The organism is Vibrio amylolyticus (assembly GCF_023145695.1).
In the GTDB taxonomy this organism is placed as follows: domain Bacteria; phylum Pseudomonadota; class Gammaproteobacteria; order Enterobacterales; family Vibrionaceae; genus Vibrio; species Vibrio amylolyticus.
Genome location: NZ_JAJHVV010000016.1, coordinates 18707 through 35793, shown reverse-complemented (window position 1 = coordinate 35793; position 17087 = coordinate 18707). Strand labels below are relative to the sequence as shown.

15 protein-coding genes are annotated in these 17087 nt (G+C 44.6%); 8 read left to right on the top strand and 7 right to left on the bottom strand.

Annotated features, from left to right (window positions below; genetic code table 11):
* Nucleotides 1–81 precede the first annotated feature (81 nt).
* The 4 genes from KP803_RS19930 to KP803_RS19915 all read left to right on the top strand — a co-directional run bounded on the left by KP803_RS19930 (nt 82) and on the right by KP803_RS19915 (nt 4770).
* Nucleotides 82–1632 (top strand): ABC transporter substrate-binding protein, encoded by a 1551-nt coding sequence (locus KP803_RS19930; RefSeq protein WP_248010602.1) that lies wholly within the window; start codon nt 82–84, stop codon nt 1630–1632.
* A gap of 182 nt (nt 1633–1814) precedes the next feature.
* Nucleotides 1815–2792: an ABC transporter permease gene (locus KP803_RS19925; RefSeq protein WP_248010601.1), complete on the top strand. Its 978-nt coding sequence runs from the start codon at nt 1815–1817 to the stop codon at nt 2790–2792.
* A gap of 2 nt (nt 2793–2794) precedes the next feature.
* Nucleotides 2795–3736 (top strand): ABC transporter permease, encoded by a 942-nt coding sequence (locus tag KP803_RS19920; RefSeq protein WP_248010600.1) that lies wholly within the window; start codon nt 2795–2797, stop codon nt 3734–3736.
* A gap of 122 nt (nt 3737–3858) precedes the next feature.
* Entirely contained in the window at nt 3859–4770 is a 912-nt protein-coding gene (locus tag KP803_RS19915) for an SPOR domain-containing protein (RefSeq protein WP_248010599.1), read from the top strand.
* Nucleotides 4771–4798: 28 nt separating this feature from the next.
* Here the strand turns inward: KP803_RS19915 and KP803_RS19910 are convergent, their stop codons facing one another.
* Nucleotides 4799–5590 (bottom strand): chromosome partitioning protein ParA, encoded by a 792-nt coding sequence (locus tag KP803_RS19910; RefSeq protein WP_248010598.1) that lies wholly within the window; start codon nt 5588–5590, stop codon nt 4799–4801.
* A 102-nt stretch (nt 5591–5692) separates the two neighbouring features.
* Between KP803_RS19910 and KP803_RS19905 the strand changes: the two genes are divergently transcribed.
* Nucleotides 5693–6586, top strand: coding sequence for a response regulator (locus KP803_RS19905; RefSeq protein ID WP_248010597.1), 894 nt, complete (start codon nt 5693–5695; stop codon nt 6584–6586).
* Nucleotides 6587–6661: 75 nt separating this feature from the next.
* On the opposite strand, the gene gorA is transcribed toward KP803_RS19905, so the two are convergent.
* Both gorA and KP803_RS19895 read right to left on the bottom strand, forming a co-directional pair.
* Entirely contained in the window at nt 6662–8017 is a 1356-nt protein-coding gene (gene gorA / locus KP803_RS19900) for a glutathione-disulfide reductase (protein ID WP_248010596.1), read from the bottom strand.
* 306 nt (nt 8018–8323) lie between these two features.
* Nucleotides 8324–9163: a 23S rRNA (adenine(2030)-N(6))-methyltransferase RlmJ gene (locus tag KP803_RS19895; protein ID WP_248010595.1), complete on the bottom strand. Its 840-nt coding sequence runs from the start codon at nt 9161–9163 to the stop codon at nt 8324–8326.
* A 186-nt stretch (nt 9164–9349) separates the two neighbouring features.
* Here KP803_RS19895 and prlC point away from each other — a divergent pair, with 186 nt between their 5' ends.
* Both prlC and KP803_RS19885 read left to right on the top strand, forming a co-directional pair.
* Nucleotides 9350–11392, top strand: a complete 2043-nt coding sequence (prlC, locus tag KP803_RS19890) for an oligopeptidase A (protein ID WP_248010594.1) — start codon at nt 9350–9352, stop codon at nt 11390–11392.
* A 107-nt stretch (nt 11393–11499) separates the two neighbouring features.
* Nucleotides 11500–11679: a hypothetical protein gene (locus KP803_RS19885; protein ID WP_248010593.1), complete on the top strand. Its 180-nt coding sequence runs from the start codon at nt 11500–11502 to the stop codon at nt 11677–11679.
* A gap of 13 nt (nt 11680–11692) precedes the next feature.
* Here KP803_RS19885 and KP803_RS19880 read toward each other — a convergent pair whose 3' ends face one another.
* The 4 genes from KP803_RS19880 to KP803_RS19865 form a co-directional block, all read right to left on the bottom strand.
* Nucleotides 11693–12148 carry a DoxX family protein gene (locus KP803_RS19880; RefSeq protein ID WP_248010592.1) on the bottom strand — a complete coding sequence of 152 codons (456 nt, stop codon included), beginning with the start codon at nt 12146–12148 and terminating at the stop codon, nt 11693–11695.
* Nucleotides 12141–12923: an HvfC/BufC N-terminal domain-containing protein gene (locus tag KP803_RS19875; RefSeq protein ID WP_248010591.1), complete on the bottom strand. Its 783-nt coding sequence runs from the start codon at nt 12921–12923 to the stop codon at nt 12141–12143. The genes KP803_RS19880 and KP803_RS19875 overlap by 8 nt, the downstream gene beginning before the upstream one ends.
* Nucleotides 12920–13813, bottom strand: coding sequence for an MNIO family bufferin maturase (gene bufB, locus KP803_RS19870; RefSeq protein WP_248010590.1), 894 nt, complete (start codon nt 13811–13813; stop codon nt 12920–12922). Before bufB ends, KP803_RS19875 begins: the two co-directional genes overlap by 4 nt.
* A gap of 99 nt (nt 13814–13912) precedes the next feature.
* Nucleotides 13913–14173 (bottom strand): BufA1 family periplasmic bufferin-type metallophore, encoded by a 261-nt coding sequence (locus KP803_RS19865; protein WP_248010589.1) that lies wholly within the window; start codon nt 14171–14173, stop codon nt 13913–13915.
* 251 nt (nt 14174–14424) lie between these two features.
* Here KP803_RS19865 and uvrD point away from each other — a divergent pair, with 251 nt between their 5' ends.
* Nucleotides 14425–16599, top strand: a complete 2175-nt coding sequence (gene uvrD, locus KP803_RS19860; RefSeq protein WP_248010588.1) for a DNA helicase II — start codon at nt 14425–14427, stop codon at nt 16597–16599.
* Nucleotides 16600–17087: the final 488 nt, after the last annotated feature.

Here is a 17087-nt window from a genome sequence, read left to right as displayed (position 1 = left end):
GTGAGTAAGCTTGGAATAAAAAGCAGAAGCAAACACAACAAAACAACTAGGGATTCGGATTCCCGCATAAGGAGTTATGCAATGAAAACCATGAAAAGCAAACTAGTAGTCGCAATGATGGCTGCAGGTCTTAGCTTTAGCGCAGCAGCAGCAGACATTAAAGTAGCTTACGACGCAGATCCAGTATCACTGGACCCGCATGAGCAACTATCGGGCGGTACACTTCAAATGTCTCACATGGTGTTTGATCCACTAGTTCGTTACACACAAGAATTGGATTTTGAAGGCCGTCTAGCGAGCGAATGGAAACGTGTTGATGACACGACTTTCCGTTTCACTCTACGTGAAGGTGTTAAGTTCCACTCTGGTAACGAGCTAACTGCAGATGATGTTGTTTGGACATTTGATCGTCTAAAGAACTCACCTGACTTTAAAGCAATCTTCGAACCATACGAGAAGATGGTTAAAGTTGATGATTACACAGTTGAAATCATCTCTAAGGGTGCATACCCACTTGTTCTTCAAACCGCAACTTACATTTTCCCAATGGACAGCAAGTTCTACTCAGGTTCAACGGCTGACGGTAGCGACAAGTCAGAAGTTGTGAAGCACGGTAACTCGTTTGCTTCAACCAACGTTTCTGGTACAGGTCCGTTTATCGTGACTCAGCGTGAGCAAGGCGTACAGGTAGTCTTTGAACGTTTTGGCGATTACTGGGATGAGAACACAGGTAACGTAGACAAGCTAACACTTGTGCCAATCAAAGAAGATGCAACGCGTGTTGCGGCACTTCTTTCTGGTGGCGTAGACATGATTGCTCCAGTTGCTCCAAACGATCACAAGCGTGTTAAAGGCGCAAATAACATTGATCTAGTGACGCTACCGGGTACTCGTATCATCACGTTCCAAATGAACCAAAACAGCAACGAAGCATTGAAAGATGTTCGCGTTCGTCAAGCTATCGTTCATGCGATTAACAATGAAGGTATTGTTAAGAAAATCATGAAAGGCTTCGCAACGGCTGCTGGTCAGCAAGGCCCTTCTGGTTACGCTGGTTACGATGCAGAACTAGTGCCACGTTACGACCTGAAAAAAGCGAAAGCGCTTATGAAGGAAGCGGGCTACGAAGATGGCTTTACGCTTTCAATGATGGCGCCAAACAACCGTTACGTGAACGATGCGAAAGTAGCGCAAGCGTCTGCGGCTATGCTGTCTAAGATTGGTATCAAAGTTGATCTGAAAACAATGCCTAAAGCGCAATACTGGCCTGAATTTGACCTGTGTGCTGCAGACATGCTGATGATCGGTTGGCACTCAGATACTGAAGATTCAGCGAACTTCTCTGAATTCCTAACCATGACTCGTAACGAAGAGACAGGTAAAGGTCAGTACAACTGTGGTCACTATGCAAACGCAGAATTGGATGCTCTAGTGAATGCGGCTAACGTAGAAACAGACTCTGGCAAGCGTGCAGAAATGCTACAAACAGTAGAAGCAACGCTATACAACGATGCAGCGTTCGTTCCTCTACACTGGCAGAACCTAGCGTGGGGCGCAAAGTCTAACGTTAAGATTGCTCCAATCGTAAACGCAATGAACTTCCCTTACTTTGGCGACCTAGTGGTTGAGTAAGTAAGGCTTAGGCATCCATCTCGTGGATTCAAAATAGAAATATTGAGAGCAGCGTGATTGGATGCCTAACTAATTTTTGGCATTTAGCTTTGTTTCAGTCGGTTAGGTGCCATTTTTAAGACTGGATTTTTGTTTCTACTTATATTGAGTAGAAAGTCATGGATAGTTAAAAGGGGCAAGGAATGTTTTCGTTTCTGGTCAAGCGCCTGTTTCAGGCACTGATAGTGATGTTTGTGATCAGTTTGGTAGCGTTTTCCATTCAAGATAACTTGGGTGATCCGTTACGAGAGCTTGTAGGTCAGTCGGTTTCAGAAGCAGAGCGTCAAGCACTGCGTGATGAGCTAGGTCTGAATGATCCCTTCATTACAAAATATACGCGTTTTGTCGGCGCAGCCTTACAAGGTGATTTAGGCACATCTTACTTCTTCAAGCGACCAGCTGTAGATGTCATTTTAGATAAGCTGGTGGCAACACTAGAGCTCGTGTTCGGCGCGTCTCTTATCATTGTGGTTTGCTCCATTCCTTTAGGAGTTTATTCCGCTATTCATCCTAAAAGTGTCTTTACCAAAGCGGTAATGGCGTTTAGTAGTATCGGTATTTCCATACCTGTTTTCCTGACGGCGATTATGTTGATGTACGTATTCTCTATCGAACTCGGCTGGCTGCCTTCGTTTGGACGAGGTGAAACCGCAAACGTATTGGGTTGGGAATCTGGTTTCTTCACCATTGATGGCTTGCGTCATTTAGTGCTGCCGTGTGTCGCTCTTGCATCGATTATGCTGCCGCTGTTCATTCGATTGGTACGTTCTGAAATGCTTGAAGTACTGAGCTCTGAATACATCAAATTCGGTAAAGCGAAAGGCTTAGCTCTGAATAAAATTCATTACCAGCACGCCCTGAAAAATACCATGCTACCGGTGTTAACCGTAGGTGGTGTTCAAATCGGTACTATGGTGGCATACACCATTTTGACTGAGACAGTATTCCAGTGGCCAGGTACCGGTTTTCTATTCCTAGAAGCAATTAACCGTGTAGATACTCCACTTATTACCGCTTACGTTATTTTTGTTGGTCTTATCTTTGTTGTGACTAATACCATTGTTGATTTGCTCTATGGCGTGATCAACCCAACAGTAAACCTAACGGGTAAAGGATCTTAATCATGAGTGAAGTAGCAGTAGCCGCTCCGAGTCGTTGGGAGCGTTTTAAAAATTCAGACATCGTGTATTACTTTTTACGTGATAAGGTTGCGATGACCAGCTTTGCCGTCTTTATGATGTTCTTAGTCTTGGCATTGGCAGCGCCTATTTTATCACCAACGGATCCCTACGATTTATCTTCAATCGATATTATGGATTCAGAGCTTCCACCTTCTTGGATGGAAGACGGTGATTCAAACTTTTTGCTGGGTACCGATGAGCAAGGTCGTGACATTCTTTCGACCATTCTATACGGTTCGCGTTTGTCCCTAACCATTGGTTTCTTAGCGGTTGGCCTACAGTTAACCCTAGGCATCATTATCGGTCTATCAGCGGGCTACTTCGGTGGCCGTATTGATAGCTTCTTGATGCGTTTTGCTGATGTTCAATTATCGTTCTCAACCATGATGGTCGCGATCATTGTTTCGGCTATCTTCAAAGCCAGCTTTGGTAGTGACTTTTACAGCCAATACGCGGTAGTGATGCTGGTGGTGATCATTGGTGTCGCGGAATGGCCTCAATACGCTCGTACCATTCGTGCATCAGTATTGGCAGAGAAGAAGAAAGAGTATGTCGAAGCAGCACGAGTGATGGGCTTTAAAGCGCCACGTATCATGTTCCGCCATATTCTGCCTAACTGTCTATCGCCAATCTTGGTTATCTCAACAGTACAGATTGCTAACGCGATTATGTCTGAGGCAGCGCTGTCATTCCTAGGATTAGGCTTGCCGGTTGATCAGCCATCATTAGGTGCTCTAATTAGTACTGGCTTTAACTATATTTTCTCTGGTGCATGGTGGATTACTGCCTTCCCTGGTGTGGTCTTGATTACTTTAGTATTGGTTATCAACCTATTGGGTGACTGGTTACGTGATGTATTCAACCCTAAAATCTACAAAGGGTGATCCGCACCGATTGATTTTTATTCGAAAATCTAACTAAACTAGAGCCGTAAACTATTACGGCTCTTTTTTTGCATTGAATATAGTGAGCCAATCAAGGCAAAACGATTAAAGGTTAATGAAGTATGGATACGAAGTTGGTAATCAAACCTAGAATGATCGGAGTGAAGCTCTTGAGTATGGCCGCTTTGGCCCTTCTATTTATCTCTCATTCTGTTTCTGCGGAAGAATTCTTATGCGATGCAACACAAGCATCAACCAGTGAATTGCCTGTTTTAGATAGCGCTTGCCCAATCGGTAAAGGCTTATGGGGTAATCAAAAGCCGAAGGAGGCTGAATCAAGCTTTTGGATTCAATGTGGTGTCCTGTCGAAACCGCTCTCTTTAGCGAAAGCAAAATCTATCTATCAGCATATTTCAACCGATGTCTGGTCCAAGCCGGAAGAGAAAGGATACCGTTGTTTAATCGGTCCTTATAATGACTTCTCTAAAGCGAGACAAGAGCTGAGAAAAGTAAAAACAGAACACGCCTACAAAGAAGCCTTTATTCGAGAGGTGGTAAAAACATCAAAGTCGTCTTCGGCGCCCGTCGCTAAGGTGGTGCCTATTACCGGAACCGCTGTGAAAAAGGCGGAAGGCAAGTCTACGGCAACGAGCGCGCCAGTCATTGCGTCGACATCGTCTAAAATGGAGAAGGAGAGTGATACTAAGGTGGTCATACGTTTAAAAGCGACGGTTGCAGGGCTTGAATATCGCGTACCTTATACCGACTTTGAGGATGGGCAGTTCTACATGGAGCATGCGATGCCTTGGAATCGTTTAAACTATGAATCAGCAACGGAAGTGTGTGACTCAATGGATATGCGCTTGCCTCTCGACTTCGAATGGACGCAATTGTTGGAGGCTGCTGTCATGCTAGGGGATAACTGGCCTATGCATTTGCCTTACTGGGGTTTTGAGCGAAAAGGATTGTTTACCAGTGGCAAGATTAGTCAGTTAAAAGGAACGTCACTATTGAATGTGTTGTGCGTTAAATAGCGCCGATACGTCAACAGAGCATCGGTCTTTATTCAGGTTTTTCAGTATCTAGCTTCTTAGATAAGTCGAGGTACTTGTTTTCTACAAAGTCTTTCTCTTTACTTAGGTGTTGCATCTGTTGCTGTGCTTCCTCAAGCTCTTGACGCATCGCATCAAGCTCTTCACTGCTTGCACCTTGTTCGGCTTGTTGCTTGTACTCCTCAATGGTATTGAGTAACTCCTCTTTTTCGGTTTGATACTGAATCGCCAAGTCCTGAAATCCGCCCGCTTCACTGATTTGAATATACTCTTGCTCAAGCTTCTCAAAATCTTTTTCTAATGCTGCATTTTGTTCACGTAGCCCCTCAACGGTATCGGCTTGATTAAAGAGTTTTTTTCGAGTGATTTTTAAGCCTTTTACACTCTTATCGAGATCGCCTTTGAGTTTGCGGATCAGTTGATGGGATTTGTTCAGCTTGAGGTTGAGATCATCAATCTTAGCTTGTTCTTCTGGAGAAATGTGCTGCGCTGTTGAGCTACGAAGCAGGGTCATTTGGCTTTCTAGTGCTTGTTGAAGCTGGATCAAATCGTTAAGAGTGTCATTATTCTCAGAAGTGTAATTTAGAGCACTATCAACCGATTGCTGACACATTTGTAGCGTTTGATCATCCATGCCACTGGCCTCTTGAACCTTGGCGCCTTGAGTAAAGCCCCGAGCAAACTTTCGAAACTCACGAATGATAAGTAATAGAATAATAAACCAACCAGAAAGTATCACCAGCCCGAGATCGATGGCAAGCATTCCTAGTATTTCTTCTGTCACTATATCGGCTATCGACATATCTATCACCCTTTGCAATTACTTGCTTAGGATGTAAGTTTAGTTGTTATATAAATTTGTGCCTATACTTTGAACAGGTTAGGTGAAATTAGATGAGATTTTGTGAAGGTTTTAATCGTTGATGATAGCAAGGCAACGCTAGAAATTGTCCGACGTTCTCTTGAATCATACCCATATAAGCGTTTATCGATAAAAAAGGCTGAGAATGCGGCCGATGCTCTGGTGCTTATCGAAGACTGGAAGCCAGACATTGTGTTGACAGATTGGTATATGCCGGGAATGTCAGGGGTAGAGTTAGTTGAAGTGATTACACAAATGAACCCCGATATAAAAACCGCAATGATTACCATGGTTGATGATGAACAATTGATTGTGAAGGCACAGAACGCTGGAGCAAAATTTGTTCTTTCAAAACCTTTTGAGGATGAAGACCTGCATAGCAAGCTTAGGCCGTTAACGACGACGATAGGCGACAAAGGCATGTTGGGCGATCCTACGGAGTATCAGGGTGACCTCGCACTTCCTCAGGTCTCTACCTTAGAAAAGCACATGCAGCGAATTGTTTCTAAGGATATGACCTTGTTTATGATTCACCCTCAAGAGTTTGATGAGAGTAAGCTTCCATGCTTAATGGCGATGTACGTAGACAGTGAGAACCAAAAACCTAAAACCATCGCGCTGCTTGATATCCAAGCCATCTGTTTGTTTGCCAAAAGTAATAACAAAGTCACTGCGACGGATCTGCAACATACCCTAGAAAGCAAGGTGGTCAGTAAAGAGATCTTAGATTCGTGTCATAAAACGTTGAGTGATACCTCGCTCGCCTTTTTGGACAATCGAACTAAGAAAAGCTTACGTTTGAAAAGCGTGAGTTTACTGCCGCATACTTTTGAAAAGCTCGAAAAACTGTATGCCAAAGGGCCGGAAGAGCGAGTGGACTTCTCCTGCCAAATTGGAGAGTCAGAGCTTGGAAAGGTGACGTTAGTAGGGTATTAGAATTAATAGAACAGCTGGAATAAAAAAAGGGTTTAAGTATTCATACTTAAACCCTTTTTGGTTACTTTAAAGAGACTATCTCATGGTAACAAACTCTTCAGACCCGGTAGGGTGAATCGCGACAACCGCATCAAAGTCTGCTTTGGTTGCGCCCATCTTCATCGCAACCGCAAAACCTTGGATCATTTCATCAACTGTGAAACCAATACCGTGTAGACCAACAACTTTCTCATCTTCGCCTGCACAAACCAGTTTCATCTTACATGGCTGACGGTGCTTAGTGACCGCTGTGTACATCGCTGTGAAGCCTGATGTGTACACCTTGATGTTGTCTTTGCCGTATTGTTCTTCCGCTTCCTGAGTCGTTAGGCCAATCGTGCCGATTGGTGGGTGACTAAACACAACCGTTGGAACCAGTTCGTAATCCATTTTCGCGTCTGTTTTACCATTGAATAGACGCTCAGAAAGTTGACGACCCGCTTTAACAGCAACGGGCGTAAGCTCAATGCCGCCCTCCATGATGTCACCAACACAATAGATGCCTTTCACGTTTGTTTCTTGGTATTCATCAACTTTGATGTAACCGCGGTCATTGGTTTCTACGCCAGTGACGTCTAGGTTGATTGCATCTGTTGCTGGGTGACGACCAATCGCCCAAATTAGAGTATCAACAGTTTGGCTTTCACCGTTTTCTAGGTGAAGCGTCAGGCTGCCATCGGCTTCTTTAACCACTTCTTTTGGTACAGAGTGAGTATGAAGCGTTGGGCCTTCAGTATTCATTACCTCAACAAGCGTTTCTACGATCATTGGGTCGAAGCTACGTAACGGTGACTCTTTGCGGCAGAATAGGTGAGTTTCGCTGCCTAGAGAGTGCATAACGCCTGCAATCTCAACAGCGATGTAACCTGCGCCAATGACGGCTACGCGCTTTGGTTGCTCCATTAGCTCGAAGAAGCCGTTTGAATCGATACCGTACTCAGCACCTGGAATGTTTGGAATCGTCGGGCGACCACCAACGGCAATCGTGATGTGATCGGCAGTGTAAAGCTCACCGTTTACTTCAACGGTCTTTGCATCTACAAACTTAGCAAAGCCTTTAATGACGTTGACTTTGTTGTTTCCTAGTACACGATCGTAAGATTGGTGGATACGGCCGATGTACGCTTGGCGGTTTTCGATCATTTTGTTCCACTTGAACTCTTTCAGTTCAACGTCGAAACCATAGTCTTCCGCGTAGAGGTTGATGGCTTCAGCAACTTGAGCGCCATGCCACATGACTTTCTTTGGTACACAGCCAACGTTGACGCAAGTACCGCCAAGGTCTTGAGCTTCAATCAGTGCGACTTTAGCGCCGTACATTGAAGCACGGTTTGCTGAAGCGATACCACCAGAGCCACCCCCGATACAGATATAATCAAAATGCGTTGCCATTACGTTCTCCGAAAGCTAATTAATTCCATTATTTTAGTAACAATACATTGGGGTTGAGAGCCACAAACTCAATATGACCACAATGTTAAGTTGAATTTTGCTACCGATACTATAAATCGAGTCTAGCAACTTTAGCTAATGGGAAAAAGTGGCATTGATGATGAGGAATATCGATGAGCCGATTAATTACAGAAAAGTGGGGGAAGTCTTAGATAAGAATGGTGGATAAGTACAAATCGAATCGGAGGGGGTAGGCATGCGATCTTGTTACGGCCATGCATGCCTACAACGTATCTTGAGTCGTTATTACTCAGGCACAATCCACTCAACTTTAAAATGCCCAGTTGAAGGTGCGATAGCCTCTTTAAGGAACGGAAGAATCTCATTCATTTGGCTCTCAAGCTTCCAAGGGGGATTGATAACGATCATACCAGATGCGGTCATACCACGTTCATTAGTATCAGGAGAGACGCCAAGCTCGATTTGTAATACTTTGCGAATACCAAGCCCTTCTAGTCCTTCAAGCATATCTTCAATATCACAGCGATTAACCACTGGGTACCAAATCGCATAGATACCGGTTGCCCAGCGCTTATGGCTTTGAGCAATCGCTGTCACGACATCGCGATACTCTTTCGCCAGCTCGTACGGTGGGTCAATCAGTACCAGACCACGACGCTCTTTAGGTGGAAGACTACCTTTTAAGCGTTGGAATCCATCTTCTTTGTAGATTGATACCTGACGGTCACGGTGAAACTCTTGCTCAAGAAGTGGGTAGTCACTTGGGTGTAGTTCTGTCAGTACCATACGGTCTTGAGGGCGAATGTGAGCACGAGCTACTCGTGGTGAGCCTGGGTAGTAACGGAGGTCTTCACCATTGTTCAGTTGCTTGATGGCCTCAAGGTAGCTCTGAATTTCTTCAGGGATAGTATCTTGCGCCCATAAACGAGCGATACCTTGTTTGTACTCGCTGGTTTTTTCAGACCATTCGTGAGTTAAATCGTAGCGGCCAACGCCAGAGTGCGTATCGTGATAAACAAATGGCTTATCTTTTTGTTGTAGGGCATTCAAAATCAAGCTTTGAACAATGTGCTTAACAACATCGGCATGGTTGCCGGCATGAAAACTGTGGCGATAACTTAGCAAATTAGACTCTCAAACACTTATCGATGAAGTGCGCATAATTAAAATATTCTGTTAAGGGGATTATACGTCACTATTGAAATTTCCATAACCTACCTATATTTAGTATTTACTATTAAATAACAAATTCAGAGATAAACACGTTTGTTTACTCTCTTACATTTTGCCTCATCGTAAAAAGGAACGTTTATGTCGAACCCGCTTCTGTCCTTCACCGATTTACCGCCGTTTTCTCAAATTAAACCTGACCACGTGAAACCTGCCGTAGAGCAGCTTATTGCCGATTGCCGTGAAAAAATTGAGCAAGTATTGAAAGACAACAATAACCCGAGTTGGGAAAACCTGATCGCACCGATTGAAGAGGTGGACGATAAGCTTGGTCGCGCATGGTCACCTGTGAGCCATTTGAATTCGGTACTGAATAGTGAAGAGCTGCGTGAAGCATATGAGAGCTGCCTACCCATTCTATCGGAATACGGTACTTGGGTTGGCCAACACAAAGGGCTATTCGAAGCTTATAAGAGCATTCATGCAAGTGACGAATTTGCATCACTAACGCAAGCACAGAAGAAGTGTGTCACTGACTCTCTGCGTGATTTTGAGCTTTCGGGCATCGGCTTACCTGCGGATGAGCAACATCGCTATGGCGAAATCAGCAAGCGTATGTCTGAGCTAGGTTCTCAGTTCTCTAATAATGTTCTCGATGCGACGATGGGTTGGAATAAACACATTACCGATGAGAAAGAATTGGCGGGTATGCCTGAGTCGGCGGTTGCTGCAGCAAAAGCGGCGGCAGAAGCCAAAGAACTTGAAGGGTACTTGCTGACGCTAGATATACCGTCGTATCTTCCGGTAATGACGTACTGTGACAACCAAGTGTTGCGTGAAGAGTTGTACCAAGCGTATGTGACCAGAGCATCAGATCGTGGCCCGAATGCGGGCAAATGGGATAACACTGAGCTTATCGCTGAGCAGCTGAAATTGCGTTATGAAATTGCCCGTATGCTTGGCTTCAACACCTTTAGCGAAAAGTCACTGGCAACCAAAATGGCGGAAACACCAGAACAAGTACTAGGTTTCTTGAACGATCTAGCAGTGAAAGCGAAGCCACAAGGCGTACGTGAAGTGGAAGAGCTGCGTCAGTTTGCTGAAAAAGAGTTTGGTGTGACCGAACTGAACCTTTGGGACATCGCTTACTACAGCGAAAAACAAAAACAGCACCTGTTTGAAATCTCTGATGAAGATCTTCGTCCATATTTCCCTGAACAGAAAGCCGTCAGCGGTTTGTTTGAAGTACTCAACCGAGTATTTGGTATGAGCGTGAAAGAGCGCGAAGGCGTGGATACATGGCATGAGTCGGTTCGCTTCTTTGATATCTTTGATGGCAATGACAAGCTACGTGGCAGCTTCTACCTTGATCTGTATGCTCGTGAGCATAAACGTGGTGGCGCGTGGATGGATGATTGTCGTGGTCGTCGTATTACCGAAAATGGTGAGCTACAAAGCCCTGTTGCGTATTTAACGTGTAACTTCAATAAGCCAGTTGGCGATAAGCCAGCCTTGTTCACGCACAATGAAGTCGTGACTTTGTTCCACGAGTTTGGCCACGGTATTCACCACATGCTGACTCAGGTTGATGCGGGTGATGTCTCTGGTATCAATGGCGTGCCTTGGGATGCGGTAGAGCTACCAAGCCAGTTCCTAGAAAATTGGTGTTGGGAAGAAGAGGCGCTAGCGTTTATTTCAGGTCATTACCAAACAGGTGAAGCGCTACCAAAAGCGATGCTGGACAAAATGATGGCTGCAAAGAACTTCCAGTCGGCAATGTTCATTCTTCGTCAGCTAGAGTTCGGTTTGTTTGATTTCACGCTGCATACGGAATTTGATCCAGAGGTTGGCCCTAAGGTGCTAGAAACGTTAGCGGAAGTGAAGTCTAAGGTGTCTGTCTTGCCTGGTCTTGAGTGGAACCGCTTCTCTCATAGCTTTAGTCATATCTTTGCAGGGGGCTACAGCGCAGGCTACTACAGCTACCTATGGGCTGAAGTGCTGTCTGCTGATGCGTTCTCGCGTTTTGAAGAAGAGGGTATCTTTAACAAAGAAACTGGCCAAAGCTTCTTGAATAACATTCTAGAGATGGGCGGCAGTGAAGAGCCAATGACGCTGTTCAAGCGCTTTAGAGGTCGTGAGCCTCAAATCGATGCGATGTTAAGACACGCAGGTATTGAAGCGTAACTATTACTCATTATTGATAATTGAGCCCCACTCTTTACCTTCGGGTAACCAAAAGAGTGGGGCTTTTTGTATAATGTCGGCATAACTATCATGGGGATAAATTGATAATGAAGTCAGTAAAGATGCTTTTAGTTGGATTGTTAATACTTAGTGCGAGTGGTTGTGCTGAGTTAAAAGAGGTAGGGACGGTGATAGGTCATACTACCCGTGATGCAACCAAAGCGATTGGTCATGCATCACGAGACGCGGTTAATTCAGTGAAAGAAGATATGAGCAATGAAGAGTAGTTTCTAATGGTTGCTAAGCGCTAACCTTTTGCTTTAACCACTTGTCGAGCGAGAGTGGACCAGCCCCCCAAACGACTACGACCAGAATCATCAGCCCCCACAATTGGTGATCAAAGAAACCACGTTCCCATAACAGTGGATACGAGATCACCGCGGTAATATTAAACACAAACAATACTGCTGCCATTGGTCTGGTGAATAATCCTAACGCCAAAAATACCGGCAGTATCAGTTCGGCAGCTGTTCCCATATAGGCTGCTAACTCCCACGGTAATATCGGCACCACATATTCATACTCAAAGAGATACAGTGTACTTTCCCATGATGCGATCTTAACAAGCCCTGAATTGAAAAAGACCCAAGCAACCCATAAGCGCAAAAAAAGTAAGAATACAGGGATGAATAGGCTTTGTAGCTTGGCGATGATTTCATCGTATCGCTCAATCATGCTGGTTAGTTTATTACTCATGATGTTCCTCCTCGTGCTTGGTAATAGTGAAGCCCACTACCAAATTTAGCTGAATCAATGTTTCGAGATGAGTCAGTAGTGATTCATCAATTTCCGCTAGGGTTGATTCTGCTTGTAGGTTCATTAATAGTTGATGTTGTTCGCTATCAAGGACGGTATTCCAGGGGACACCATTCGGATGGCAGGCGATGACACCAGTTTCTGGGGCGTTGATATCCAAGTGCTCTAATTGCTCGTTTTGCAAGGCAAGGTTGAGTGAAAAGAGAGCATAACGAGAGGCAAACGGGATCACGCTTGGGGCAAGGTGGAATCTTAGGAGACTATATTCGTCACTTGTTAGCTGAGCAAGATTGGCAAGAGGCTGCACAGAGATTGAACTATTCGCTAGAGAGAAGGCTTGTTGGGCTTTGTCCAAACTCCATTCGAAACGTGCCACCTCAGCTAAGTACGGTGCGGCTTCAAGTACGGTAGGAAATTGTTCAATGGTGTCAGAGAAAGCAGCGCCATAATGTGTGACATCCCCACTCTGTAAGGGCTGACTAAGGACATGCTGGCGAGATAGTTGAGTAAAACACTCTTCACCCACCAGTTCCAAAGTCATAGGGTAGGTTGCTTCCAATACTTCGCTCAAACTTATAATGAAGTTATTCCGATAGATCTGTATTCGTTCATCAGCGCTGAAATGATCACTGACTATTTGGCACTCTTCACCCGTTGCTTGATAGTGCAATGCTTTAGCAAACTGCTGTTGTACCTGTGCCAGTGAGGTATTCATGATGCCTCTCTATTTTGTAAGGTTCTATTTTGTAAGGTTCTATTTTGTAAGGTTCTATGCAGCAAGGTTGTCTGAAGGATTTGGTTTGCTTTATCCGCTTCTCGCAGTAAGACTTCAGGTGCAGGAATATCGAGATCCCATTCGATTAATGTATGTCGGCTACCATGTTGAGTGATCCACGCCTGATAAAGATTCCAGACTTCATCGCTCACTGGGTGGCTGTGAGTATCTATCCAGATGTCCCCTTTTTCTAACTGCTTAATGGTAAACCCAGCAAGATGAATTTCATCGACGGACTCTGGGTTAATGGCATTAAGGTAAGTTTGGCAGTCGAAGCCATGATTAAAGGCGGAAACATAGATGTTATTCAAGTCGAGCAAGAGACGGCAGTCCGTCTGTTTTTGTACTTCAGTGAGAAACTCCCACTCGGGAATGGTCGAATGGTTAAACTTCAGATAACTCGATGGGTTTTCAATAAGAAGCGGTCTTTTCAGCGTATCTTGAACGTCTTGTACATTGCGACAGAAAACGTCTAACGCTTCTTCCGTATAGGGCAAGGGGAGCAAATCATTAAAGTAGTGACCGCCGTTTTCACTCCAGCTTAGGTGATCGGAAACCATGATAGGTTGAATATCATCGACGAGTTGTTTGAGTTGCGCTAGGTGTTGTTTGTTGACCCGTTCAACGCTCCCTAGTGATAAACCTATTCCATGACAGCTTATCTGATAATCGTTCGCCAAGTGTTGTAGGCTATGGCGAGCGGCTGAATTTGGTTGAAAGTAGTTTTCGCTGTGTATTTCTAGCCAGCTCAATGGTGGCTTTTCAGAATGAAAATAGTCGGTATGAGGGCTTCTGAATCCAACACCAATGTGATCGTGATAGGTTGTCAAAATGAATCCCTTCTAATTTCTAAGATTGAAATGGTGGAGATTTTGCTAGGTCAATTTGTTGAGCAAAGAGACCTAGCAATAGGATACTAGAGAGCGAGATTACGCTGACTCTGTGCTACCACCAGCGAGTTTTCCGCATGCACCTTTTGGTAATACAACGAAGGCATCTTTCTGATTATCCATTTTTGCAGTTCCTGCACATGAACTTGTTTTTGTCGCACAATCATTTTTACCTGCTTTTGCTACTCCGTAGCATTTCTCTTTTTCAGCAGCGACGGCAGGGGCAGCAGTAAGCATTGTTCCACCTAGAGCGATAAGACCTGTAACAGCAGCAGTAACGGCAATATTTGATTTTTTCATTGTTATTTCCTCTGACTTAATTCCTTGGTTTAATTCGCAAACTGTATTGGCTTGCTTAAGTTATAGGATAGAAAAGCCACCAAAAAACTTTCATTTTATTTATCGTTTTACTTGAACTAATAATTATCGAGAATGTAAGGTGTTGATTTTTAGATTGAAAAACAAACAGATAAATTGCTGAATTTTGTCTCATCTCTCATCGTTGTTTGGGTTATAATCTCTTTTTATGTATAAATAACCAGTAGCGTAGTGTGATGGACCCTTCCTTATTAGTTGATGGCCTTAATGACAAACAGCGTGAAGCGGTCGCCGCTCCGCTAGAAAACCTTCTTATTCTTGCCGGTGCGGGCAGTGGTAAAACGCGAGTTTTGGTACACCGTATTGCGTGGTTGATGTCGGTGGAGCAAGCGTCTCCGTTTTCGATTATGTCGGTGACGTTTACCAATAAGGCGGCCGCGGAAATGCGTGGTCGTATTGAAGAGCTCATGATGGGCAGTTCATCAGGCATGTGGAATGGTACTTTCCATGGGATCTGTCATCGAATTTTGCGCGCTCATTACCTTGATGCGAAGCTCCCGGAAGATTTTCAGATCATCGATTCTGATGATCAGTTACGTCTACTTCGTCGCTTAATCAAGGCGCAAAACCTTGATGAAAAACAGTGGCCAGCGAAGCAAGCGTCGTGGTGGATCAACGGGAAAAAAGATGAAGGTTTACGACCTCAGCACGTTGACGCCTACCATGATCCAATTGCTAAAACCTATCTACAAATTTATTCCGCATATCAAGAAGCGTGTGACCGAGCAGGGCTGGTGGATTTCGCTGAAATTCTATTGCGAGCGCATGAGCTACTGCGTGATAACAAGTTTATCCGAGAGCACTATCAAGCTCGATTTAAGCATATTCTGGTCGACGAATTTCAAGATACCAACAACATTCAATACGCTTGGCTAAGAATGATGGCGGGGCCTGAGAGCAACGTTATGATTGTTGGTGATGATGATCAGTCTATTTATGGCTGGCGTGGCGCTAAGATTGAGAATATTGAAAAATTCACTCAAGAATTCCCTAGCGTAAATACCATTCGACTAGAGCAAAACTACCGCTCAACCAAAACTATCCTAGAAGCATCGAACACTCTTATTGCTAACAATACCGAGCGTATGGGTAAAGAGCTGTGGACGGATGGAGTAGAAGGCGAGCCTATTTCGGTCTACTCCGCTTATAACGAACTAGACGAAGCGCGTTTTACCGTAAGTAAAATTAAAGAGTGGCAGGAGAAAGGCGGAGCGCTAAATGATGCCGCAATGCTGTATCGAAATAATGCCCAGTCACGTGTATTGGAAGAAGCGTTAATTCAAGCGGGTCTGCCATACCGAATTTACGGTGGGATGAGATTCTTCGAACGTCAAGAAATTCGAGACGCTCTGAGCTACCTGCGTTTGATTTCTAATCGTAATAATGATGCAGCGTTTGAGCGTGTGGTTAATACGCCTACTCGTGGTATCGGTGATAAGACACTAGAGACGATTCGTTTCGCCGCGCGTGATCGTGGTGCGACCATGTGGGAAACCTGTATTGCATTACTTGATGAAAAAGTATTAGCAGGCCGCGCGGCGAGTGCATTGAGCCGTTTTGTTGAGCTTATTGTCGCACTTGAAGATGACACTATGGACATGCCACTGCATGAACAAACTGACCATGTGATTAAATCATCAGGACTGTTTGCGATGTATGAGCAAGAGAAAGGTGAAAAATCTAAGGCTCGTATTGAGAACTTGGAAGAGCTTGTTACCGCAACCCGCCAGTTTGAAAAGCCAGAAGAGGCTGAAGAGTTAACGCTGCTCACTGCTTTCTTAACCCACGCCGCTTTAGAGTCGGGTGAAGGTCAAGCCGATGAATTCGATGATGCAGTGCAGCTAATGACGCTGCACAGTGCGAAAGGCTTAGAGTTCCCTATGGTCTTTATGGTCGGTGTGGAAGAAGGGATGTTCCCAAGTCAAATGTCAGCGGAAGAAGCGGGGCGCTTAGAAGAAGAGCGCCGCCTATGTTATGTAGGTATGACTCGTGCGAAGGAAAAGCTCTATATTACTTACGCTGAGATGCGTCGCCTCTACGGACAAGATAAATACCACAAGCCATCTCGTTTTATTAAAGAGCTGCCAGAAACCTGCTTAGATGAAGTTCGTATGAAGGCCCAGGTAAGTCGCCCAACCAGTGCGGGTCGCTTTAGCCAAACCGTGGTGAAAGAGAACTTTAACGAGACAGGGTTTAGTTTAGGCTCTCGTGTTAAGCACCCGAAATTTGGTGAAGGCACGATTATTAACTTTGAAGGCAGTGGCCCACAAAGCCGAGTTCAAGTCGCGTTTAATGGTGAAGGGATTAAGTGGTTAGTCACGGCTTACGCCAAGCTAGAACAAATGTAGTGTGAATTTTTCAGAGAACTAATTCTATGAAGGTGTACTTATTGTGCACCTTTTTTATGGATGGGGCTTAGATGCAGAAAAAAGAAAAACCCCGAGAGCTTACGCTCATCGGGGTCTATAGTCTTACTCGCAGCAATCCGGCTACTATAAGTGCTCCATGCATCAAATCCATGATAGTGTGCTGTAATCCGTCAGCATATTCCTTTTCATCGCCATCCTAGCGGTGTCCTTGACCTTATCCTGGTCTGCCAACAATCCTCGTTAGCGCGCTTCACTTATTCCTTGAGCGGTGTCCTTTACATCATCCTGATGTTCAGTCCTTGCCTCATCCAGAGGTGTCCATTGTCTTTCCATAGTAGTAACCATCCTAGTTACTATTGCGTCCATTCAATGTCCAATTCGCTTTCCTTGCCGACTATTCATCCTGAATAACCGAATCTTCATCCTGAAGATAACCTAGTCCTTGGAGTATCCTGTTCCGTGTCAGA